This window comes from Solwaraspora sp. WMMA2059 (assembly GCF_027497315.1).
Classification (GTDB): Bacteria; Actinomycetota; Actinomycetes; order Mycobacteriales; family Micromonosporaceae; genus Micromonospora_E.
Window position 1 is genome coordinate 4,975,783 of sequence record NZ_CP114908.1, and the last position, 22,616, is coordinate 4,998,398.

Annotated in this window: 19 protein-coding genes; 8 read left to right on the forward strand and 11 right to left on the reverse strand. The window is 72.5% G+C overall.

The window, feature by feature from the left end; translation table 11 throughout:
• Positions 1-9: 9 nt before the first annotated feature.
• Positions 10-2,949, reverse strand: a complete 2,940-nt coding sequence (gene secA, locus O7553_RS22725) for a preprotein translocase subunit SecA (protein WP_281551698.1) — start codon at positions 2,947-2,949, stop codon at positions 10-12.
• Between the two features lie 172 nt (positions 2,950-3,121).
• Between secA and O7553_RS22730 the strand changes: the two genes are divergently transcribed.
• Positions 3,122-4,249 carry a GNAT family N-acetyltransferase gene (locus O7553_RS22730; protein ID WP_281551699.1) on the forward strand — a complete coding sequence of 376 codons (1,128 nt, stop codon included), beginning with the start codon at positions 3,122-3,124 and terminating at the stop codon, positions 4,247-4,249.
• A 100-nt stretch (positions 4,250-4,349) separates the two neighbouring features.
• On the opposite strand, the gene raiA is transcribed toward O7553_RS22730, so the two are convergent.
• The 5 genes from raiA to mtrA all read right to left on the reverse strand — a co-directional run bounded on the left by raiA (position 4,350) and on the right by mtrA (position 10,372).
• On the reverse strand, positions 4,350-5,045 hold the full coding sequence (gene raiA, locus O7553_RS22735; protein WP_281555705.1) for a ribosome-associated translation inhibitor RaiA: 696 nt from the start codon (positions 5,043-5,045) through the stop codon (positions 4,350-4,352).
• 269 nt (positions 5,046-5,314) lie between these two features.
• Positions 5,315-6,031 (reverse strand): ComF family protein, encoded by a 717-nt coding sequence (locus O7553_RS22740; RefSeq protein WP_281551700.1) that lies wholly within the window; start codon positions 6,029-6,031, stop codon positions 5,315-5,317.
• 9 nt (positions 6,032-6,040) lie between these two features.
• Positions 6,041-7,867, reverse strand: a complete 1,827-nt coding sequence (locus O7553_RS22745; protein ID WP_281551701.1) for an LpqB family beta-propeller domain-containing protein — start codon at positions 7,865-7,867, stop codon at positions 6,041-6,043.
• On the reverse strand, positions 7,864-9,552 hold the full coding sequence (mtrB, locus tag O7553_RS22750) for an MtrAB system histidine kinase MtrB (RefSeq protein ID WP_281555706.1): 1,689 nt from the start codon (positions 9,550-9,552) through the stop codon (positions 7,864-7,866). Before mtrB ends, O7553_RS22745 begins: the two co-directional genes overlap by 4 nt.
• Before the next feature lie 130 nt (positions 9,553-9,682).
• Positions 9,683-10,372 carry an MtrAB system response regulator MtrA gene (gene mtrA / locus O7553_RS22755; RefSeq protein ID WP_281551702.1) on the reverse strand — a complete coding sequence of 230 codons (690 nt, stop codon included), beginning with the start codon at positions 10,370-10,372 and terminating at the stop codon, positions 9,683-9,685.
• Positions 10,373-10,582: 210 nt separating this feature from the next.
• Between mtrA and O7553_RS22760 the strand changes: the two genes are divergently transcribed.
• The 5 genes from O7553_RS22760 to O7553_RS22780 are packed head-to-tail and all read left to right on the forward strand — an operon-like array spanning position 10,583 to position 15,995.
• Positions 10,583-11,443, forward strand: a complete 861-nt coding sequence (locus O7553_RS22760; protein ID WP_281551703.1) for a hypothetical protein — start codon at positions 10,583-10,585, stop codon at positions 11,441-11,443.
• Positions 11,440-12,156 (forward strand): DUF4129 domain-containing protein, encoded by a 717-nt coding sequence (locus O7553_RS22765; RefSeq protein WP_281551704.1) that lies wholly within the window; start codon positions 11,440-11,442, stop codon positions 12,154-12,156. Before O7553_RS22760 ends, O7553_RS22765 begins: the two co-directional genes overlap by 4 nt.
• Positions 12,153-13,565 (forward strand): DUF4350 domain-containing protein, encoded by a 1,413-nt coding sequence (locus O7553_RS22770; RefSeq protein WP_281551705.1) that lies wholly within the window; start codon positions 12,153-12,155, stop codon positions 13,563-13,565. The genes O7553_RS22765 and O7553_RS22770 overlap by 4 nt, the downstream gene beginning before the upstream one ends.
• Positions 13,562-14,560 carry a MoxR family ATPase gene (locus O7553_RS22775; RefSeq protein WP_281551706.1) on the forward strand — a complete coding sequence of 333 codons (999 nt, stop codon included), beginning with the start codon at positions 13,562-13,564 and terminating at the stop codon, positions 14,558-14,560. The genes O7553_RS22770 and O7553_RS22775 overlap by 4 nt, the downstream gene beginning before the upstream one ends.
• Positions 14,561-14,603: 43 nt before the next feature.
• On the forward strand, positions 14,604-15,995 hold the full coding sequence (locus O7553_RS22780) for a DUF58 domain-containing protein (protein ID WP_281555707.1): 1,392 nt from the start codon (positions 14,604-14,606) through the stop codon (positions 15,993-15,995).
• On the opposite strand, the gene O7553_RS22785 is transcribed toward O7553_RS22780, so the two are convergent.
• On the reverse strand, positions 15,968-17,032 hold the full coding sequence (locus O7553_RS22785) for a stage II sporulation protein M (protein WP_281551707.1): 1,065 nt from the start codon (positions 17,030-17,032) through the stop codon (positions 15,968-15,970). The genes O7553_RS22780 and O7553_RS22785 overlap by 28 nt on opposite strands.
• Between O7553_RS22785 and O7553_RS22790 the strand changes: the two genes are divergently transcribed.
• Both O7553_RS22790 and O7553_RS22795 read left to right on the forward strand, forming a co-directional pair.
• Positions 17,031-18,140: an RDD family protein gene (locus tag O7553_RS22790; protein WP_281555708.1), complete on the forward strand. Its 1,110-nt coding sequence runs from the start codon at positions 17,031-17,033 to the stop codon at positions 18,138-18,140. The genes O7553_RS22785 and O7553_RS22790 overlap by 2 nt on opposite strands.
• A gap of 39 nt (positions 18,141-18,179) precedes the next feature.
• Complete coding sequence (locus tag O7553_RS22795; protein ID WP_278173964.1) at positions 18,180-18,332, forward strand: hypothetical protein; 153 nt, start codon at positions 18,180-18,182, stop codon at positions 18,330-18,332.
• Positions 18,333-18,546: 214 nt separating this feature from the next.
• Here O7553_RS22795 and manA read toward each other — a convergent pair whose 3' ends face one another.
• From manA to O7553_RS22815, 4 genes are all read right to left on the reverse strand, one after another.
• Complete coding sequence (manA, locus tag O7553_RS22800; protein WP_281551708.1) at positions 18,547-19,734, reverse strand: mannose-6-phosphate isomerase, class I; 1,188 nt, start codon at positions 19,732-19,734, stop codon at positions 18,547-18,549.
• Positions 19,735-19,744: 10 nt separating this feature from the next.
• Positions 19,745-20,959, reverse strand: a complete 1,215-nt coding sequence (locus O7553_RS22805) for an SIS domain-containing protein (RefSeq protein ID WP_281551709.1) — start codon at positions 20,957-20,959, stop codon at positions 19,745-19,747.
• Positions 20,959-21,141 carry a Trm112 family protein gene (locus O7553_RS22810; protein WP_281551710.1) on the reverse strand — a complete coding sequence of 61 codons (183 nt, stop codon included), beginning with the start codon at positions 21,139-21,141 and terminating at the stop codon, positions 20,959-20,961. The genes O7553_RS22805 and O7553_RS22810 overlap by 1 nt, the downstream gene beginning before the upstream one ends.
• A 66-nt stretch (positions 21,142-21,207) precedes the next feature.
• Positions 21,208-22,584: a phosphomannomutase/phosphoglucomutase gene (locus O7553_RS22815; RefSeq protein ID WP_281551711.1), complete on the reverse strand. Its 1,377-nt coding sequence runs from the start codon at positions 22,582-22,584 to the stop codon at positions 21,208-21,210.
• Positions 22,585-22,616: the final 32 nt, after the last annotated feature.

The window sequence follows — 22,616 nt, forward strand, 5'->3', positions numbered from 1 at the left end:
CGCCGGGGATCAGGCCCCGGGAGCGCCGTGGCAGCGCTTGTACTTCTTGCCGGACCCGCACGGGCAGGGCGCGTTGCGCGACGGCCCGTTGCTGCTGACGGCCTGGCCGGGCGTGGCTCGACGGCCAGCCGCCGCCGGCACCGGCGGACCGGCCGCCGGTCGGCTGGCGGCGGGTGGACGGCCCTGGCCGCCCTGGCCCGGACGCCCGGCCGGCGGGCCACCGACGCCCAACGCCGGCGCCTGCTGCACCTGCACCCCGCCGTCGGCACCGGCCGCCCCGTCGATGGTGGGCGAGACGTACTGCAGACCCTGCGGGCGCGGTGCCGCGCCGAGGCCCTTGGCGCTCACCTGGACTCCGGCGCCACCGTCGGGCACCGGAATCCGCGGGCCGGGCCGCTCCCCCGCCGGTGCGCCGGCACCGTCAGCCGGAGCGCCCGGCTGCTGTACCTGCACCTCGACGTTGAACAGGAAGCCGACCGTCTCCTCCTTGATGCCGTCCATCATGGTGGCGAACATCGCGTAGCCCTCGCGCTGGTACTCGACCAGCGGGTCACGCTGGGCGTAGGCCCGCAGGCTGATGCCTTCCTTGAGGTAGTCCATCTCGTAGAGGTGCTCACGCCACTTGCGGTCGATCACCTGCAGCAGGACCATCCGCTCCAGCTGCCGCAACGCGTCGGTGCCGAGCTCCTCCTCGCGGCGCTGGTACGCCGCGTGGGCGTCGTCCAGCACCTGCACCCGGAGGAAGTCGGCGTCCACCGCGCTGCGTTCGCCGCCGGCCTCCTCGATCAGCTCGTCGACGGTGATCCCCACCGGGTAGAGCTGCTTGAGGCTGGACCAGAGCTGGTCGAAGTCCCAGTCCTCGGCATAGCCCTCGACCGTAGCCCCGTCGACGTACGCACCGACCACGTCGTCGATCATCTTGGTGACCTGGTCGTGCAGGTCTTCGCCGTTGAGCACCCGCAGCCGCTCGGCGTAGATCACCTGACGCTGCTTGTTGAGCACCTCGTCGTACTTGAGGACGTTCTTGCGGGTCTCGGCGTTCTGGCCCTCGATCTGCGCCTGGGCGTTCTTGATCTGCCGGGTCACCATCTTGGACTCGATCGGCACGTCCTCGGGGATGTTGAAGCGCTCCATCACCGCTTCGACCGCCCCGGCCCGGAACCGCCGCATCAGCTCGTCCTGCAGCGACAGGTAGAACCGGGACTCACCCGGGTCGCCCTGCCGGCCGGAGCGACCGCGCAGCTGGTTGTCGATCCGGCGGGACTCGTGCCGCTCGGTACCGAGCACGTAGAGACCGCCGACCGCGGAGACCTCCTCGGCCTCGGCGGCGCAGGCCTGCTTGACCTGCGGCATGATGTCTTCCAGCGCCTTGGCGTACTCCTCGGCGTGCTCGACCGGGTCGAGCCCACGCTGGCGCAGCTGGGCCGCGGCGAGGTAGTCCGGGTTGCCGCCGAGCAGGATGTCCGTGCCGCGGCCGGCCATGTTGGTCGCCACGGTGACCGCGCCCTTACGGCCGGCCTGCGCGATGATCTCGGCTTCCTTGGCGTGGAACTTCGCGTTGAGCACCGCGTGCGGGATGCCCCGGCGACGCAGCAGCTGGGAGAGGATCTCCGAATTCTCCACCGACACCGTGCCGACCAGCACCGGCTGGCCCACCGCGTGCCGCTCGGCGATGTCCTCGACGGCGGCGTTGAACTTGGCCTTCTCCGTCTTGTAGATGACGTCCGCCCGGTCCATCCGGACCATTTCCCGGTGGGTCGGGATGGTCACCACGCCGACGTCGTAGACCTTGTTGAACTCGCCGGCCTCGGTCTGCGCCGTACCGGTCATCCCGGCCAGCTTGCCGTAGAGCCGGAAGTAGTTCTGCAGGGTGATGGTGGCGAGGGTCTGGTTCTCCTGCTTGATCTCGACGCCTTCCTTGGCCTCGATCGCCTGGTGCATGCCCTCGTTGTAGCGGCGGCCGTGCAGGATGCGGCCGGTGAACTCGTCGACGATCAGGACCTCGCCGTCGTTGACGATGTAGTCCTTGTCCCGCTTGTAGAGCTCCTTCGCCTTGATGGCGTTGTTCAGATAGCCGACCAACGGGGTGTTCACCGACTCGTACAGGTTGTCGATGCCCAGCCGGTCCTCGACCTTGGCGACGCCCCGCTCGGTCACCGCGACGGTGCGCTTGGCGTAGTCGATCTCGTAGTCGCCCTCGCCGTCCTTGCCGGCCTGCATCCGCTTGACCACGGCGGCGAACTCGCCGTACCAGCGGGCGGAATGCTCGGCCGGGCCGGAGATGATCAGCGGTGTCCGCGCCTCGTCGATCAGGATCGAGTCGACCTCGTCGACGATGGCGAAGTTGTGCCCGCGCTGCACCAGGTCGTCCTTTGACCAGGCCATGTTGTCGCGCAGGTAGTCGAAGCCGAACTCGTTGTTGGTGCCGTAGGTGATGTCCGCCTGGTACGCGGCCCGGTGGTCGGCCGAGGGCCGGTTGGGCAGGATCACGCCGACGGTGAGCCCGAGGAACTCGTGCACCCGGCCCATCCAGGCGGCGTCCCGCTCGGCCAGGTAGTCGTTGACGGTTACGATGTGCACACCTTTACCGGACAACGCGTTGAGGTACGCCGGCAGTACCGAGGTGAGCGTCTTGCCCTCACCGGTCTTCATCTCGGCGATGTTGCCGAAGTGCAGCGCCGCGCCGCCCATGATCTGCACGTCGTAGTGCCGCTGGCCGAGCACCCGGGCGGCGGCTTCCCGGGCGGTGGCGAACGCCTCCGGAAGCAGGTCGTCGAGGGACTCGCCGTCGGCGTACCGCTGGCGGTACTGGTCGGTCAGCTCCCGCAGCTCCGCGTCGGTGAGGTCGACGTAGTCGTCCTCGATCGAGTTGACGGCCGTGGCGACCGCCTTGAGCCGACGCAACATGCGGCCCTCGCCGGCGCGGAGGACCTTCTCAAGAATCGACACGGATCAACGCTCCCCTAGACGGTGTGCCTCACCATCGTAGGCGCATCTATCGGTACGGCGGCAGTCGCAGCCCGCATCCAGCACCGGATATTCCGACATAACGGACCATGCCGGCGGGGTGCGTGCAGCATATGCGTTATGCCCTGCGCGAAAGCTGCGTCAGGATGGGCCGGTGGAACCCGTCGAACTCACCGAGGGCGGCGTCCGGCTTCGGATGTTTCTGCCCGACGACGCCCCTGCGGTCGCCGAGGCCTGCGGCGATCCGATCACCCAGCGGTTCATCCCCGACCTGCCCCGGCCATACACGGTCGTCGATGCACTGCGCTGGATCACCAAGGGGTCCACCGCCGCCTGGGCCGGCGGCGGCGCGGCCTGGGCGATCGCCGACCCGGGCAGCGACGAACTGCTCGGCTGCGTCGGGCTCAGCCGGGCGGTACCCGAGCGGGCCCAGATCGAGGTCGGCTACTGGATCACACCCCGGGCCCGGGGCAAGGGGGCAGCCACCGCCGCCACCATCGCCGCCACCGGCCATGCGGTGCGCTCCGGGTTCGGTCGGGTCGAACTGCTCACCGACGCCGCCAACGCGGTCAGCCAGCGGGTGGCGCTGGCCGCCGGGTTCAGCTTCGAGGGGGTACGCCGGGGCGCCGCCAGCCAGCCCGGCCGAGGGCCGACCGCCGACCGGGAGGACCTGGTGGTCTGGACCCGGCTGGCCGGCGACCCACCGGGCCCGACCCCACGCACCCTGCCGGACCTGCCCGGCGACGGGTTGACGGACGGGGTGGTCCGGCTGCGCCCGCTCGGCCCGGCCGACGTCGACTTCGCGTACCACCTGGAGTCGCTGCCCGACGTCGCCGCGACTTCGGTCCCACCGGTGGTGCCGACCCGCGCCCTGATCGAGGCGCAGTGCGCCAAGGCACCGGGCAGGTGGCTGGCCGGCCAGCGGATCGACGTGGTCGTCTGCGACGCGGCCAGCGGTACGCCGGCCGGGCGGATCGGGCTCGCCTATCTGAGTCCGGAACTCGGCGAGGCGATGATCGGCTATTCGCTGCTGCCCCAGTGGCGCGGGCGCGGCTACACCGCTCGGGCGGTACGGCTGCTCGCCCGGTGGATCTTCGCGAGTACGGCCGTCGCCCGGTTGGCCGCCGGTGCGCTGCCCAGCAACGTCGCGTCCCAGCGGGTGCTGGAGCGGGCCGGATTTCAGCGCGAAGGGCGGAACCGGGCCCAGTTGCCCGGCGCGGACGCCAGCCGCCACGACAGCGTCCAGTACTCGCTGCTACCGGCCGACCTCGACGAAGCGTGAGCCGCGCCGGCCGGTCGGATACCATCGACGACCGCCCGTTTGGCGGCGATGGGCAACGGTATCCGACCGGCCGACCACGAATTGCCGAAATGGTGGTCGATCAGGCGGTGACGGTCGGTTCAGCCAGCGCGATGACACCGTAGTCGTAGCCTTTGCGGCGGTAGACCACGCTCGGCCGGCCTGACTCCTTGTCCAGGAACAGATAGAAGTCGTGCCCGACCAGTTCCATCTGGAACAAGGCGTCGTCGACCGTCATCGGATCGCCCGGGTGTTCCTTCTCCCGGACGATATGCCAGGGCTGGTCGTCGTACTCGTCGACAACGTCGTCGTACCCATCGTCGGTGAAATCCTGCGCGGTGCGGTCGAGTACCGCGACCGATGCCGCCGGCTCCTCGGTCGGCTGGGACGGCGGTAACGGGGCGAAGCCGTTCAGTCCGGCGGTCGGCAGCCCGGAGGTCGCCTCGGCCACCGAAACCGGCGCGTGCCGGCCGCGGTGCACCCGGCGCCGGTCGGCGGCGCGGCGCAGCCGGGTGTCCAGCTTGCTGATGGCGGCGTCGAGGGCGCGGTAGAAATCCTTGGCGCACGCTTCCGCCCGGATCACCGGCCCGCGCGAGACACAGGTGAGTTCGACCCGCTGGCAGTGGTCCGACTGACGGGGATTGCGCTCGTGAAACAACTCGACGTCGACGCGCATCAGCTTGTGGTCGTACCGTTCGACCTTGGCCAACTTCTCGGCTACATGGGCTCGGTAGTGGTCGGGGACCTCTACGTTGCGGCCTTTCACCACGATGTCCACGCGTGACCTCCTGAAACGATCTGAACGATCGGTGTCGCTGCGAAATAATGCAGGACCGGTCAGCGGACCGAGAGCGGTCGGCGTCGACCGGCCGGGTAGCGGAATACACCTCCCTCCGGGACACCTCAGGCGGTTGTTCAACCACCGGCCATACCCCTGATGCGCCTACGCTAACCCGCCGACGGCGGCGCGTCATCAGTTCGGCGGGGACCGGTGCGCGAAGATTCCCAGATCATGAACAAACCCCGACAAAGGACACCACACCCTGGTTACCGCAGGTGACGGCGTCGCGTCGCTGCGAGCACCACTGCGGCATACGCCGGCAGCCCCTGCGCGACGAGCAGCCGGTGCACGGCGGCCAGCGTCGCACCGGTGGTGACGATGTCGTCCACCACGATCACCCGCAGTCGCGGATCCGCCCGCAGCGAGGTGTCAAGTCCGACCCGCCGGGGCCGAAACGCCGTCCGCGCGGACGCCAGCCGCGCCGCGCTGTCCATCCCGGCCGAGTCCGGGCGGGTCCGGGCCCGCAGCGGCCGCGCCACCGTGACCCGCCGGCCGTCGACCCGTAACCGGGCCGCCGCGTACCGGGTCAGCCGGGCGAGATGATCACCGTGCCGGGCCCGCGCCGCCGCAGCGGTGCTCGGCACCGGAACCAGCAGCACCGGCCGGTCCGCACCGGTGCCGACCGCGGCGGCGACCGCGTCGCCGAGCAGCCGGCCCAGCGGCCGGCCCAGCCCGTGCCGCCCCCGTTCCTTGTACGCCAGCAGCAACTCCCGCAGCACCCCCGCGTACTCACCCAACGCCACGCAGGGCGGCAGGTCCGGCGGGGCCGGCTCGGGGCGTACCGGCCGGGGACGCAGCCGCTGCACCTCGTCGGCGCACCGGCCGCACACACCGAACCGCAGCCGGCCGCCGGTGCGGCGGCAACCGGCGCACTCCGCCGGCAGCACCAGGTCGGCCAGCGCCGACCAGACGTCGCCCACCACCGCCGCAGGTCAGTACAGGAAGAACGGGGCGGTCGGATTGGCGGTCGAGTTCTCCGGCTCCTCGGTCCCGCTCGGCTCCACCCCTTCGATCTCCTCCGGCCGGATCTGCTCGCTCGGCTCGAACAGGTCGTACGGCACACCGTTGGCGACGTACATCCGGGCACCGACCGTGCCGCCGCCGACCGGGTTCGCTGGATAGCCGGCCAGGTGGGTCACGCTCGCCCCGCCGAGGTCCCGCAGCGAACTGGTCTCGATCGCGCCGTCCACCGTCACGTCGTACAGGCTGACCCGCCCGTCAGGGTTCGTGCCGGCCGCCACCAGCAGCGTCTCGGCCACCCAGTCGACCTGGGTGAGGTCGGACAGTGAGGTCGGCACCCGGCGGGGTGGCAGCACCTCGAGCTTGCCGCCCCGGCTCAGCGCGGCCACGTACAGCCGGCCGTCGACCACCAACGCGATCCGGTGACCGTCCGGGGCCGCCCCGACCGACTGCACCTCGCCCGTCACCCCGGGCAGCGTGACCTGTTCGACCGCACCGCTGCCGACCCTGAACGAGAACAGCCCGCCGTCCGCGACGACGAGACCCGCGTCACCTGGTGCCTTGAGCCAGACCGGCCGGCCGATGTCGTCGAAGGTCCGGGTGCTGGCGTCGAAGCTGGTACCGGCCCCGGTCGCCGCGCCGACGATCAGCCGCTGGGCACCGCCGTCGGCCACCGCGAGAGCCGCGTACGTGCCACCACCGGCCTGGGTGAAACCGGCGGTGACCACGTTCTGGTTGACCTCCTCGGTGAGCACCGGGATCGGCTCGCCGGAGCGCGCCGAGCTGCGCAGCCGGTGCACCCGGCCCTGGTAGACGGTGAACCGTTCGGGCGTCTCGGGCAGCGCCTGGGTGCCGTTCATCGCCAGCAGGTCGGCACCCGGGTAGACCTTCGGGGTCTGTCCCTGGATGGTCAGCTCCAGGTCGTTGTCGAACTCCGGCCACAGCGACCACATCAGCTGGCCGGCCAGTCGGTCGAGTTCGCGTTCGTCGGCGAACGGGGTCGCGTCGGCGATCAACGTGACCTTCAGCCGGTCCCCGGTGTCGGGCACGTTGCCGCCCGAGCGGATACCGCTCGGCAGCGCCTGCACCGCCGAGGCTAGCCAGCTCGACGGCCCGCCGATCAGCATGTCCAGCAGGACGGTGCGCTGGCGTTCCAACGGCACCGCCACCGGCAGGTAGCGCAGATCCGGCACCAGCGCCCGTTCGCTGGTGTCCCAGAAGTAGATGGTGCGCTGCAGGTAGAACGTGTTCAACGCATCCACGCTGAGCAGCAACGCCGCCGGCGGGTTGAGGACGAACTTGCCCGTCTCACCGGCGACCGACCCGACCTGGAAGGTGTACTCGGTGAACTCCGGCTCCTGGGCGGGCAGCGGCTCCAACGCCCCGTTCGGCCGCAGCAGGCCCAGCTGCTGGACGTCGAGCGCCACCTCCTCCACCCCGGCCTCGGCCCGGGTGATCTGCGGACGTTCCCGCAGTCGGACCACGGTCAGCGCGACCTCAGGGTTGGGATCGCGGATGTCCGCGCGGTCCTGTGGCGCGACGTACTCACGTACCTGTTCCACTGCCCGTTCCGCCTCCACGGCGGCGGCCTGCAGGAAGTTGACGACGAACGCCTCGGTGTTGTTGCGTTCGTCGAGCCGCGACGCCGGCGTCTGGGCCCCGCCGCCACCGGTCGGCAGGCCGGGTGCCGGACCCTGTCCGTCGACCCGAACGTCGGTGTTCTCCGGAATGCCGCACCCGGCGAGCAGCACCCCGGCGAGCACCGGCAGCAGCGCCAGTCGACGCCACCGGCGGGTCACGGTGCCGCTCCGGTCGCGGCCACGCCGCCACTGGCCCGGTCGTCGGAGCCGACGCTCTGCTCCGGGAGGACCACCATCGTGCCGACCGGTTCGGCGCCGGGCGGAGCGGGCTGCGTCGGCGCCCGCCACGGCTCGTCCGGATCGGCACCGTCCGACCCGCCGTCCGACGGCCGGCGGTCCTCCGGAACCAGCCGCAGCGGTGACGAGGCGAGCCGGTCACCGGCCCGGGCCGGCAGGGTGAGCCGGAACTGCGCACCCTCGCCAGGCGCGCCCCACGCTTCCAGCCAGCCGCCGTGCAGCCGGGCGTCCTCCACGCTGATCGACAGGCCGAGGCCGGTCCCACCGGTCTGCCGGGCACGGGACGGATCCGCCCGCCAGAAGCGGTTGAACACCAACTTGTCCTCCCCGGCGCGCAGGCCGACCCCATGATCGCGTACGGTCACCGCGACTGCCGCGTCATCGACGCCGAGAGTGACCACCACCGGCCGGCCCTCGCCGTGCTCGACGGCGTTGCCGACCAGGTTGCGCAGCACCCGCTCGACCCGACGGGGATCCACCTCGGCGATCACCGGCGTCGCGGGCAGTCGCAGCTCGATCCGCACGCCGAGCCGTGCGGCCAGCCCGTCGAGCCGGTCGGCGACCCGGCGGACCACCGACACCAGATCGGTCGGCTCGGCGTCCAGCACGGCGAACCCGGCATCGAACCGGCTGATCTCCAGCAAATCGGTGAGCAGGCTCTCGAACCGGTCCAGCTCGGTCTGCAGCAGCTCGGCGCTGCGGGCCGCCGCCGGGTCGAAGCCGTCCCGCTCGGCGAAGAGCAGATCGGCGGCCATCCGTACGGTGGTCAGCGGGGTGCGCAGCTCGTGCGACACGTCGGAGGTGAACCGACGCTGCAGCCGGGACATCTCCTCCAGCCGGGTGATCTGCCGCTGCAGGTTGGTCGCCATCTGGTTGAACGAGGCGGCCAGCATGGCCAGGTCGTCCTCGCCGTCGACCACCATCCGTTGGTCCAGCAGCCCGGCGGAGAGTCGCTGCGCGGTGCGCGCGGCCACCCGTACCGGCGTGACGACCAGCCTGGTGACCAGCGCGGCCAGCAGGCCGAGCAGCATCACCAGGGCCAGTCCGGTGATGAGCACGGTCGCCCGGATCTGGTTGGCGGCCTGATCCTGGGTGGTCAGCGGCACCAGGTAGTAGAGCTCGACCTGACCGAACTTGGTCGGCACCGGGGAGCCGTAGACCAGGTACTTGAGCCGCCCCTCGCCGAGGTCACCGGTGCGGATCTGATGCGCCTGGGCACCGGAGCCGACGTGCCGGGCCAGTTCGTCGCTGATCATGCCGGACGCGTCCACCGCCGGCGAGGTCGCCGACTGGATCAGTGGGTAGCCGCTCGCCGCCATCACCACGACCACCCCACCCACCTGGTCGGGGTCGCCGCCGGCCAGGGTGCTGACGGTCAGCTCGAAGGTCACCCGGACCTGCGGGTCGAAGTACTGCGGATGCACGCTCATCTGCTCGGCGGCGTAGTCCCGCCCGTGGGTGAGCCGCCGCTGCACGTCCTCCCGGGCCCGGTCCAGCAGGATGTTGGTGCTCTGCGACGCCACCATGTACGCGAACCCGCCGACCAGCAGGCCGGACGCGACCAGGGTGATGGTCACCACCCGCAGCTGCAGGGACCTGCGCCACATCCGCTGGGCTCCGCTGGTCACCGGCCGGGTCCGGGCCAGCAGCAGATCCCGCGCCGGGCGCAGTGCGCCACTGACACGGGAGGACAGGTCGGACACGGTGCGGGATCGGCCAGCCACAGTACGGACCAGGCTAGCCGGTGCCCGCCTTGTAGCCCACGCCCCGAACGGTGAGGATGATTTCGGGTCGCTCCGGATCCGGCTCGATCTTGGCGCGCAGCCGCTGCACGTGCACGTTCACCAGCCGGGTGTCGGCCGCGTGCCGGTAACCCCAGACCTGCTCCAGAAGCACCTCACGGGTGAACACCTGGCGCGGTTTGCGGGCCAGCGCGACCAGCAGGTCGAACTCCAGTGGGGTCAGCTTCACCTCCGCACCGTCGCGGCTGACGGTGTGCGCCGGCACGTCGATGGTGATCTGGTTCCCCGGTGGCCCGATGGTGAGCAGTTCGGGCGCGACGTCCTCGCCCCGGCGCAGCCGGGCCCGCATCCGGGCGACCAGCTCCTTGGGCTTGAACGGCTTCACCACGTAGTCGTCGGCGCCGGACTCCAGGCCGAGCACGACGTCGACGGTGTCGCTCTTGGCGGTGAGCATGACGATCGGGATGCCCGATTCGGAGCGGATCGCCCGACAGACGTCGATCCCGCTCATCCCGGGCAGCATCAGGTCGAGCAGCACGATGTCCGGCCGGTTGTCCCGGAACGCGGCGAGCGCCCGCTCACCGTCGGCAACGAACGACGGCAGGAAGCCCTCGCTGCGCAGCACGATACCCATCATCTCCGCCAGGGCGGGATCGTCATCGACAACCAGCACGCGGGCTCTCATGTGACCAATATTCCATCCCGGTTCCAGCGGTGGGGGACCGCCACCCGGCCGGGCTGGTGGCAGCGCCACCGGCCCGGTCGTGACATCCCCCCATAGTCGCGACATTCCGGACGCCGCGCCGCCCTACAGCGGCTGACGGCGATCCGCGTGCCACGATGGTAGGCCAGCGTCCCGTCCGAACCATCGACCACCTCGTCACCAGGAGTCCGCGTGGATCACGCCGGCCCGCCCGACGTGCTGCCGCTGCGCCCGCTCACCACGGGCGAACTGCTGGACGCAGCCGTGGGTCTGCTCCGCGGCCACGCGCCCGTCCTGTTGACCGTCGGCGCCGTACTCGCTCTCGGTGAGCAACTGCTGCTGCTCCCACTGCGCGAGGCGGCCGGAGCCACCGCCCCCGGGTACCTGCCGAGCTGGAACCGGCTCGGCCTCTACTGGCTGCTGCTCGCCGCCGGGGCAGCCCTCGAAGTGACGGCGATCGCCCTGCTCAGCGGCCTCACCTCGCGGGCTGCCGGAGCGGCGCTGTCCGGTCGGCGCAGCACCGGGGCCCGGCTGCTCGACCCGCGCGGCGGCCGGTTCGCCGCAGTCGTGCTGGTCGCCTGGGCGGCCGGCACCATCATGTTCACCGCCGCGCTCGCCGGACCGGTCTGGTTCATCGGATACGCGGTCCTCGGGCTGGCGGTCCCGGCCGTGGTGCTGGACCGGGTGCCGGTCTGGCAGTCGCTGGCCCGGTCCGCCGCGCTCGCCACCCGCGCCGGGCTGCGCGCCGGGCTGATCCGCGTCCTGGGCTACCTGATCTGGTTCGTCATCCGCGCCGGCCTGGCGATCGGCGCGGTGAACCTGGTCGACCGGGACGCGGCGTGGCTCGCCGTCGCGACCGTCGCCGGCTGGACCCTTCTCAACGCGGTCGGCTACCCGGCACTCGCCTGCCTGGACGCCGTCCTGCACGTGGAGACGCGGATGCGTACCGAAGGACTGGACATCCGCCTGCGGCGAGCGTCGACCCCGACGAGCACCTTCCGGGCCGCAGCGTCGGTGAGACCGGACGCCGGTTTGCCGGTTGCTGGCGGGTGATCGCGACCGTGAGCCGCTGGTGGACCGAGTTCGTCGCCGCCGTCGGCGACGTCGTCCCGCTGCCCCTTGCCACAGTGCTGCTGATGGCCGGCGCCGCGTTGGTCGCCCTCGGATGGTTCCACTGGCCCCGCTGGTGGCCACGGCGCCGGCCCGGTCCATGGGGCTGGCTGGGCCGGCCGGGCCTAACCGACCGGCTGCGCCGGCTGGGCCGCTGGCGGCCGGCACCGCCCGGCCTGCCCCGCTGGCTGGCCGCGTTCGATCCGCGCCGCTGGCTGGCCGCGTTCGATCCACGCCGCTGGCGGCGCCGGACGGCGACCGCCGGCGGCGATCGCCCCGGTGGTTCGCCGGTGCCGCCGCCCCGGTCGACCGACGTTCCGGCCGCACTCGCCGACCGGTACGCCGACCAGGGCCGGTACGCCGAGGCGGTCCGGGAACGGTTGCGCGCGATGGTCGTGGAGGTCACCGACCACGGGGTGCTCACCGACCGCCCCAGCTGGACCGTCACCGAACTCGCCGACGTGGCCGGGCGGACCGAGCCGGCCGCCCACCCCGTGCTGACCGAGGCCGGCGACATCTTCAGCGACGTGTGGTACGGAGAGCAGCCGGCACTGCCCGGCCACGACCGGCGGATGCGCGAACTCGCCGGCCAGCTGCGTCAGGCACTCGACCAGGACCGTCGGCCCGCCGGCCAGCGACCGGGCCGGCGACGGTGACCCGGCCCGGTGTCCGCCGCCCACGGCTGCAACAGCGGCGGTGGCGGTGGCTGCGGATCGCGATCCCGTTCACGGTGGTCGGCGTACTGCTCGTCGGCACCGCCGTGGCGTACCAGCTGACCCACCCGGACCCGACCCGGCCCGGCTTCCTCTCCCCGACCAACCACGGCCCGGACGGCGGCAGCGACCTCGCCGCCGCGTTGCGCGACGACGGTATCGCCGTCCACTCCGCCGACGGGACCGTCGACGCGATCCGCGCCGCGCTGACCGGGCCCACCACGCTGTTCGTTCCCGCGCCGACCCTGGTGCATCCGGACTACCTGCGGGCGCTCGGTCGGATGCCGGCCGGGACCCGGGTGCTGCTGGTCGACCCGCCGGCCCGGCTGCTGCGCGGCGAGCCGCTGCCGGTTGACAGCCGTACCCGGCGCTGGGCGGCCCGGGTCGACGGTCCGGACCATGACGGCCGGCCGTGCGCACTGCCCGAGGTGGCCGGCACCGGACCGGCGGCGGCCGTACGGCAGCGTTACGCTGCCCCGCCCGGAATCGACCCGGACCGGTTCGACCTGTGTTTCGATGCCGGCCTGGCCCGGCTCGACTGGGGGCAGGCCGAGCTGGTGGTGGTCGGGGCGAGCGACCCGTTCCGCAACGACCGGTTCGACGAGCACCGCAACGCGCGGTTCGCCGCCCAGCTGCTCGGCACCCGGGCGCAGGTGGTCTGGCTCGACCTCGCCCACCCGGACACCCCACCGGAGCCCGGGGAGCCGGTGCAGCAGCCGTCGATCCACCTCGGCGAGGACGATCCGAGCGCCGGCCCGCGGGTCAGCGCCCAGCCGACCGGGCAACCGCAGGGACCCGTGGCCAGCGAGGTCCGGCCGTCGCAGGACACCCTGCTGGACGCCTTTCCGCCGTGGTTCTGGGCGTCGCTCGCCCAGCTGGCCGTCGCCGCCCTGGTACTGGTGCTGTGGCGGGCCCGCCGGTTCGGTCCACCGGTGTATGAGGCGCTGCCGGTGACAGTTCCGGTTGCCGAGACGATGCTGGGCCGAGGGCAGCTCTACCGGCGGTCCCGGGAACGGGCCCCCACCACGGGTATCCTGCGTACCGCCGCGCTGGCCCGACTCGTCCCGATGCTGGATCTGCCGGATCAACCCCAACCGGCGGACGTCGTGGCGGCGGTCGCCGACCGGACCGGGGCGTCCGCCGAGCAGATCGACGCGTTGCTGTACGGGCCGCCGCCCACCACCGACGGCGACCTGCTGCACCTGGCCCGGCGGCTGGCCGCCCTGCCCACCGAGGTCGCCGGTCCGGCCAACCGCATCGAACCGGCAGCCGGGCCGGTCCGGACACCGTCCGACGGGCCGGTGGCTCCGGCACCCCGGTCCCCATCCGCGATCGAAGGAGAACCCTGGTGACCCGACCCAGCGTGACCGGTCCGGCGGACGCCGCACCCGCCGACCACGACGCGGCCCGTGACGCGCTACGCCGGCTGCGTGCCGAGGTCGCCAAGGCCGTGGTCGGGCAGGACGCCGTGGTCACCGGTCTGGTCATCGCGCTGCTCTGCCGTGGGCACGTGCTGCTGGAAGGCGTACCCGGCGTCGCCAAGACGCTGCTGGTACGCGCGTTCGCCGCAGCGCTGGATCTGGACGCCAAGCGGGTGCAGTTCACCCCGGACCTGATGCCGGGCGACGTCACCGGGTCACTCATCTTCGATCCACGGAGTGCCGCGTTCACCTTCCGGGAAGGCCCGGTCTTCACCAACCTGCTGCTCGCCGACGAGATCAACCGGACACCACCGAAGACGCAGTCGGCCCTGCTCGAGGTGATGGAGGAGCACCAGGTCTCGGTGGAAGGGGTCCGCCGGCCGCTGCCGGCACCGTTCATCGTGGCCGCCACCCAGAACCCGATCGAGTACGAGGGCACCTACCCGTTGCCGGAGGCGCAGCTCGACCGGTTCCTGCTCAAGCTGTCCGTACCGCTGCCCAGCCGGAACGAGGAACTGGGCGTGCTGCGGGCCCACCACGCCGGCTTCGATCCGGCGGACCTGGCCGCCGCCGGGGTGCGCCCGGTCGCCGGGGCGGCCGACCTGGCCGCGGCCCGCCGGGCCATCGGGCAGGTACGGGTCAGCGAAGAGGTGTTCGGCTACATCGTGGACCTGTGCCGGGCCACCCGGACGGCTCCCGCGCTGGCGCTCGGTGCCTCACCGCGGGGCACCACCGCGCTGCTCAACACTGCCAAGGCGTGGGGGTGGCTGGCCGGCCGCGACTACGTCACACCGGACGACGTGAAGGCGGTCACCCGGGCCACCCTGCGGCACCGGATCCGGCTCCGGCCGGAGGCGGAACTGGAGGGGGTCATCGAGGACGCCGTACTCGAATCGGTGCTCGGCGCCGTCCCGACGCCACGGTGACCGGGCCGGAGGTGCCGCCGGCCGGGGCCGGACGGCCGCCGTGCTGACCTGGCGGGCGGCGGTGCTGCTCGGGGCCGGCGCGGTGACTCTGCCGTGGTGGCCGCGGCCATGGCTGGGTCTGGTGGTCGTCACCGGATCGGTGGCCCTGCTCTCGCTGATCGACCTGGCGTGGGCCGCCCCACTGAGCGCCCTGGAACTGCGCCGCGACGGCGACCGGACCAGCTGGTTCGGCACTGCGGCGACAGTGACGTTGCGGCTGCGCAACGGCTCCCGACGGCGACTGCGGGCCGAGGTCCGCGACGCCTGGACCCCGTCGGCCGGCGCCGCCCCCGCCGAGAGCATCGTCGCCGATCCCGCCGGCACCGATCCGGCCGATCGCGCCTCCACCGCCGCTTACCCCGCCGGCACCATCGGCGGTGGGCCCGTCTGGCGGGTACGGCTGGCACCGGGAGCCATCGCCGCAATGCCCGCCGTACTCAGCCCGACCCGTTGCGGCGACCGGCGCGCCGTCGAGGTGACCGTCCGGTCCACCGGCCCACTCGGGCTGGCGTTCCGGCAGCGACGCCGGCGGCCGTCCACCCCGCAATGGACGCTGCGGGTGCTGCCCCGCTTCAACTCCCGGCGGCTGTTGCCGGAGAAGCTGGCCCGGCTGCGGGTGATCGACGGCATGCGGGCGACCCGGGGACGGGGGCAGGGCACCGAGTTCGACAACCTGCGCGAGTACGTGGTCGGCGACGACGTACGGTCGATCGACTGGCGGGCCAGCGCCCGGCGCTCCGACGTACTGGTCCGGACCTGGCGCCCGGAGCGGGACCGGCGGGTGGTGTTCGTCCTGGACACCGGGCGCACGTCGGCGGTCCGCGTCGGCGACCAGCCCCGGCTGGACGTGGCGGTCGACGCCGCGCTGCTGCTGGCCACGCTGGCGCACCGGGCCGGTGACCGGTTCGACCTGCTGGCGGTGGACACGAAGGTCCGGGCGCGCATCTGGGGTGCGAACCGGCAGACGCTGCTGCCCCGGTTGGTCGCCGAACTGGCGGCGCTGCAACCGACGCTGGTGGAGACGGACCACGAGCTGATGGTCGGTGAGGTGCTCCGCCGGGAGACCCGCCGGTCCCTGGTGGTGCTCTGCACCGCGCTGGAGCCGGCGGCGCTCGGCGACGGTCTGCTGCCGGTACTGCCCCGGCTCGTCGCCCGACACCAGGTCGTGGTGGCCGCAGTCGGGGATCCGGCGGTGCCGGCCGTCGCAGACGGGCCGGTACGCGATGTCGCCGACGCGTACCTGGCCGCCTCCGCGGCACAGACCAGGGCCGAGCGGGACCGGGTCGGTGGTGCGCTGCGTCGGCACGGTGTTCCGGTGCTGGACGCGGCCGCGCCGAGCTTCGCCGACCGGCTCGCAGACCTCTACCTTCAGCTGAAACTGCTCGGCCGGCTCTGAACCGGGCCCCCGTCGACGGTCCGGGTCGGGGCTTGATCGGCGTGGTGCCGGGCCGGGTCGGCGGGGTGCCGGGAGCCGAGGATGAGGACGTAGCCGAGGAAGGCGAGCCAGGCGGCGAACCCGATCGCGACCCGCAGCCAGGTCGGCAGCGGTGCCGGGGTGACGAAGGCCTCGATCAGCCCGGCCACCGCGAACAGCAGCACCAGCCCGAGCGCCACCAGTACGCCGGAGAGCCCGGCCTCGGCGACCGCCCGGCCCCGGGTCAGGTGCGCCGGCGGCGCGATCCACGCCCCGCCGATCCGCAGCCCCACGCCGGCAGCGATGAAGACGCCGGTCAACTCCAGCAGACCGTGCGGCGTGACCAGTCCGAAGAAGACATCCGCCCGGTCGTACGAGATCATCACCCCACCGGTGACCCCGAGATTCAGCGCGTTCACCCAGAGTAGGTAGAGCACCGGGACCACCAGTACGCCCGCGGCCAGGCACTGCGCGGCGAGCCAGGCGTTGTGCGCCCACAACTGGGCGGCGAAGTTCGGTGCCGCGTACCGGGTGTAGTAGCCGGCGAAGCTCGACTCGGCGAGCTCAGCGGCGGCCTGGTCACCGATCAGCAGCCGGGCGCTGTCCGGATTGCCGGCCACCCACCACATCAGAAAACCGGTGAGCGTGCAGAAAGCGACCGCCACCGCCGCCCACCAGGGCGCCGCCTGGAACACCGCCCGGGGGAACCCGACGCTGAAGAACCGGCCGACCCGGGCCCAGGAGAATCCCCGGCCCCGGGTGAGCCGAGCGCGGGCCGCCAGCACCAGCCGGGACAGCCGGGCGACCAGCGCCGGGTCCGGCGAGCGGCTGCGGACCGCCGACAGGTGGGTGGCGGTCCGCTGGTAGAGCGCGACCAGCTCGTCCACCTCGGCGACGGTTAGTCGCCGGGCACGCACGAGCTGTTCCAGTCGTCGCCACTGGGGCCCGTGCTCCGCCACGTACGCGTCGAGGTCCACGGTCACCTCCCGTCCCATAGTGTTCACTGGCAGGGTGGCCATGCAGACAACCGGGGGCGGCAGGCTGGTCAGCGGCGAAGCTGTCGAGGTGGAGGTACGGCTGGCCCGGCTCGGCTCGCGGCTACTGGCCCTGCTCGTCGACCTCGCCGTGCAGGCGCTGATCGCGGTGGTGCTGGCGGTCCTGGCCGGGCTGCTGCTCGCGTCGATGCGCGCGTCCATCGAAGTCGACGAGGCGCTCGGGCAGGCGCTACTCACGGTCGGCGCCGTCCTGGTGCTGGTCGGCTACCCGGTGCTGTGCGAGACGCTGAACGCCGGCCGTACCGTCGGCAAACTGGCGGTCGGCATCCGGGTGGTACGCGACGACGGCAGCCCGCCACGTTTCCGACACTCGCTGGCCCGCGCTCTGGTCGGCGTGGCCGCGGAGTGGCCCGGACTGCTGCTGCCGCCGCTCACCTGGCTGGCCAGCCTGGTGACACTGGTGACCAACCGGGACGGCAAACGCATCGGGGACCTGGCCGCCGGCACGATCGTGGTGCACGACCGGGCACCGGCGGCCTGGGGGTGGGTGCCGGACATGCCGCCGGTGCTCGCCGGTTGGGCCCGTACCCTCGACCTGAGCCGCCTCGACGACGACCTCGCGCTGGACGTACGGCATCTGCTCGCCCGGGGCCACGGGTTCGCCGAACCGGCCCGCTCCGACCTGGTCCGGTTGGTGACCGAACAGGTCGCGGCAGTGGTCACTCCCCCGCCGCCGGCCGGTGTCCCGCACTGGGCCTACCTGGCGGCGGTTCTCGCCGAACGCCGTCGCCGGTCGGCGCAGCGGCTGGCCCGGACCAGGGCGGTGACCGCCGTGCTCTGGCCGGAACTCGCCGCGGTGAGTCCGGCGCGGACGAGCGCCCTGCGTCCGGCGGCGCCGGTCCGGACCGCTGCACCCGAGCCGGTCCGGACCGCTGCGCCCGGGCCGGTTGCGCCGGCGCAGCGGGACGGACCGGACTGGCCGCGCGGCAGCTGGCCGCGGCCGCCCTGGCTGGGCCCGACGGCGGAGCAGCCGGACTGGACCGGGGTACGCCGTCCACCGGTCGCCAGCACGCTGCGCGCCTCCGACGCGCCATCGGACCGAGAACGGCCGTCCGGATCCGCGCTGTCGTGAACCGGTTTGCGGCTGGCCAAGTGTGGCAGCATCGGTGCCGTGAAGGCATTCCTCCCGTGGTTGGTCGTCCTTGCCCTGGTGATCCTGTTGAACGCGGTCGGGTTACGCCCGTTGGCCACCGCGCTGGCACTCGGTTGGCTGGCGTACTGCATCTGGACCTGGGTACGACCGGGCAGCCGCTCCCAGGGTTGACCTCCGCCGACACGCCACGAATCGGTAATTTCCGGATTAGCTTGACAGCCTGGCTACTCACTGCAAATCTATGACTACGTCGCGTCACGATGATCGTCACGCTGACGCGCGGGGGAACCAAACCGGGGGGATGCGCGGGGCGGCTGTCGGTGAGCGGAGCGGACGCTCACCCGGCCGCCCCGCGTGCTTGTCCGCCAGCAGCCGGCTCGGCCGGCTAGCCGGCTGAGGCGACCGAGGCGACGAAGGCCGTACCAGCGCCGGAGACCACCAACGGCGTCCCGCCCGCCGGCCCCACCGCCGCCTGCCCTGCCCGGACCGGCACCGCCGCCACACCGTCGTCGACGGCGACCTCACCCGCGACGCAGAGCACCACCCGGGGACCTTCGACCGGCACCGACACCTGCCGCGCCCCCGCGTCGAGCACAACCCGGTGCAGCGCGAACTCGGTGGCCGGCGCCGGCCAGGTGACCACCCCGGTGTCCACCGGCCGGGCGCGTACCACCGGGTCGTCGAGCACCTCGAAGCGCAACACCCGCAGCAACTCCGCGACGTCAACGTGCTTGGGGGTCAACCCACCGCGCAGCACATTGTCGCTGGCCGCCATGATCTCCACGCCGGCACCCCGCAGGTACGCGTGCAGGTTGCCGGCCGGCATCCAGATCGCCTCCCCCGGAGCCAGGGTGACCTGGTTGAGCAGCAGCGCCACCAGCACCCCGGGGTCGGCCGGATAGTGTCCGGCCAACCGGCGCAGCAGCGCCGCGTCGGCGGCGTACCGCGTCGGCAGTCGGTCGGCACCCGCCACCGCCGCCGCGACCAGAGCCGGTCGTTGCGGCCGCGGCCACCGCAGCAGCCGCTCCAACGCCTCCGGCAGCCCGTCCGGGCCGACCCGCAACGCCTTGGTCACCGGCTCCAACTCGTCGACACCCAACGCCGCCAGCACCTCGGCGGAGAGCTGCGGCACCCGGAAGCCGCAGAGCGCATCGAACTCGCTGAGCGCCACCAGCAGCTCCGGCTTGTGGTGCGGGTCGACGTAGTTACGCCCCGCCGAGGTGGCCGGCAGCTTCGACTGCGCGGCGTACCCGGCGCGGGCCTGCGCCGCGTCCGGATGCGCCTGCAACGACAGCGGCGTCTCGGCGGCCAGCACCTTCATCAGGTACGGCAGCCGCCCGTCGAACCGGGTCGCGGTCGGCTCGCCCAGCCAGCCCACCGGATCCTGGTCGATCAGCTCCGGCAGCCCGACCAGCGCCGCGCCCCGTCGCACCTGGGACGGCGCGCCGGGGTGGGCACCCAGCCAGAGCTCCGCCTCCGGCCCGGGTGCCGGAGCCGGGCGCCCCTGCAGCTGCGCGATGACGGTCCGCGACCCCCAGGCATAGTCCCGGATCCGGCCGGTCAACAGTTCCACGACGCCCGCCTCAGGTGGTGGAGAGTTCCTTCATCTCGCTCACCGCCGGCACCGCCATCGGGTCCAGATGGTGCGCCAACGCCAGGTAGACGGAGGCGAAGTCGGGGACCGAGATCAACGAGGCAAGCCGTTCCAGCGCCGAACCGCCCTCCGCCGTGATCACGTCGCACCGCACACCGCGCCGGTCCGCCAGGGTCTGCACCGCCTCGGCCCGGCGCTCCTCGACCACGAAGGGTTCGTCGGCGTCGTCCTCCGGGTTCAGCCCACCGTCGCGCAGCAGCACCAGACGCAGCCGGGTCGGCGACTCGGACTGGTCATCGTCGTCGTCCGGGTCGGCGAAAATGTCCCGGGTCGACTCGCCCAGGCCGCCGAAGACCCCGTCGAGCAGCCCTACCCGACCCCGGCCGGCCTCGCCGAGCGCCCCGGTGACCACCGGGTAGCGGGCGTTCGTCGACAGCGTGTCGCCGAACCGGCGGGCGGCGACCGACGCCACCGGCGACGAGCCCCAGACGATCGGCACCGAACCGGCCAGCCCGAGAGCGAGGGCCTTCGCCGGGTTGACGAACGACTCGGCGGCCGGGCGACACCGTTCGGCGTCGGCGTCCAGCCGGGCCGCCGTCTCCGCCAGATCCGCCTCGTTGACCTTGACCAGGCCCAACGCCCGCGCTGCCAGCAGCACCGGCACGGTCAACGCCCAGAGGCTGGCCCGAGCCGGGGCCCGTCGCGGCACCGGGACGAACGGGGCGCGTACCCCTTCGGCGACCGACTGCAGCTGCGAGTCCGGCGGCCCGACGGCGACCAGCCGGGCACCGCGCCGGGCGGCGGCCTGAGCCGCACCCAGCGCCTCCGGGCTGCGCCCCGAAGCGCTGACCGCGATGACCACGTCGGCCGCGCCGACCCAGCCGGGCACGCCGGAGCTGCGGTGCGGAATCACCGGTACGGGACAGCGCGGTCCGGCCACCGTGGCCAGCACGTCACCGGTCCGCCCGGCGGTACCGATACCGGCGATGACGACCGCCCGGGGCCGCCCTTCGTCGCTGAGCATGCCGAGGTTGGCTTCGGCGGCCAGCGCCGCCGACTCGCGCACCTGGGCACCGGCCGACGCGGTGAACCGCAGCATGCCGCCGGGATCGGTCGAGTTGAGCCCGTCCACGTCGTCGAGCAGCGCCTCGTCGGCGACCCGCCGACCCACCACCCCGGACGTGCCGTCGATCGGAACCGCCATCAGCCGGCCTCGCCGGGCCGGCGGGCCTCGTCCAGCAACAGCACCGGAATCCCGTCCCGCACCTCGAAGATCCGCGAGCACTCCGGACAGGTGAGGGTCGCCGCGTCGGCGTCGTAGGTCAACGGCGTGTGGTGCGTGTCCGGGCAGGCGAGGATCTCCAGCAGCTGCTGATCCAGGGCCATCGGATGGCTCCTTCCACGTGTCTCGCCGGCGGACCCCGTCCCGGGGTGCGCCTTCCGGTGAAGATCCTAGCCGCGAACCAGCGCGAGCACCCCGTCGCGCAGTTCGGCCATCCGCTCGGTGGTCGGTGCCTCCACGTTGAGCCGCAGCAACGGCTCGGTGTTCGAGGCACGGATGTTGATCCAGGCACCGTCGTCGAAGCGGACGGTCAGCCCGTCCAGCTCGTCGGTGTCGGCGTCGGCGTACGCCGTCCTGATCTCGGCGAGCTTGGCCTGCTGGTCGGTGACCGTCGAGTTGATCTCACCGGAGGCGACGTACCGCTCGAACTCGTGGGCCAGCTCGGACAGCGGCTTGTCCTGCTCGCCGAGCGCGGCCAGCATGTGCATCGCGGCCAGCATCCCGGTGTCGGCGAACCAGAAGTCCCGGAAGTAGTAGTGCGCCGAGTGCTCACCGCCGAAGACCGCGTTGGTCCGGGCCATCTCGGCCTTGATGAACGAGTGACCGACCCGGGAGCGCACCGGCTCGCCGCCGTTCTCCCGGACGATCTCGGCCACCGCGTTGGAGGTGATCAGATTGTGGATGACCGTCTCACCGGGGTGTTTGGCCAGCTCCCGAGCGGCGACCAGGGCGGTGATCGCCGACGGCGAGACCGGCTCGCCACGCTCATCGACGACGAAGCAGCGGTCGGCGTCGCCATCGAACGCCAACCCCAGGTCGGCGTTGTGCTCCCGGACCGCCTTCTGCAGGTCGACGATGTTCTCCGGGTTGAGCGGGTTCGCCTCGTGGTTCGGGAACGAGCCGTCCAGCTCGAAGTACATCGGCACGATGGTCAGCGGCAGAGCCGGCAGCACCGTGTCACCGAGGACCGCCGGCACGGTGTAGCCGCCCATCCCGTTGCCGGCGTCGACGACCACCTTCAGCGGCCGGATCCCCGACAGGTCGACCAGGGTACGCAGATGCGCGGCGTAGTCGGCGAGCAGTTCGCGCCGCTCGACCCGGTCCCCGCCGGACGGCACCTCGCCGCTGTCGAGCAGCGCCTGGGCCCGGTCCCGGATGTCGGTCAGCCCGGAGTCCTGGCCGATCGGCGCCGCCCCGGCCCGGCACATCTTGATGCCGTTGTACTGGGCTGGATTGTGGCTGGCGGTGAACATCGCGCCGGGCAGCTCCAGCGCGCCGGAGGCGTAGTAGAGCAGGTCGGTGGAGGCCAGCCCGGCGTGCAGCACCTCGGCCCCGGCAGCGGTGGCCCCGGCGGCGAACGCGTCGGCCAGCGGTGGCGACGACTCACGCATGTCGTGGGCGATGACGATCCGGTCGGCTTTGTCGCCGCGCTCGGCCAGGACCTGTACGAACGCGGTACCGATGGCCCGGGCCACGGTCTCGTTCAACTGGTCGGGAGTGGTGCCACGGACGTCGTAGGCCTTGACGATTTTGGACAAGTCAGACAAGGTCTCGCTCCTCAGCCGTGCCGATGCCAACA

Excerpts from the sequence above, each read along its gene's own strand:
- O7553_RS22790 (WP_281555708.1), top strand. The coding sequence starts at position 17,031 with ATGCAGACAACCGGGGGCGGCAGGCTGGTCAGCGGCGAAGCTGTCGAG.
- O7553_RS22785 (WP_281551707.1), bottom strand. The coding sequence starts at position 17,032 with ATGGCCACCCTGCCAGTGAACACTATGGGACGGGAGGTGACCGTGGAC.
- O7553_RS22810 (WP_281551710.1), bottom strand. The coding sequence starts at position 21,141 with ATGGCCCTGGATCAGCAGCTGCTGGAGATCCTCGCCTGCCCGGACACG.
- mtrA (WP_281551702.1), bottom strand. The coding sequence starts at position 10,372 with ATGAGAGCCCGCGTGCTGGTTGTCGATGACGATCCCGCCCTGGCGGAG.
- mtrB (WP_281555706.1), bottom strand. The coding sequence starts at position 9,552 with ATGTGGCGCAGGTCCCTGCAGCTGCGGGTGGTGACCATCACCCTGGTC.
- O7553_RS22805 (WP_281551709.1), bottom strand. The coding sequence starts at position 20,959 with ATGGCGGTTCCGATCGACGGCACGTCCGGGGTGGTGGGTCGGCGGGTC.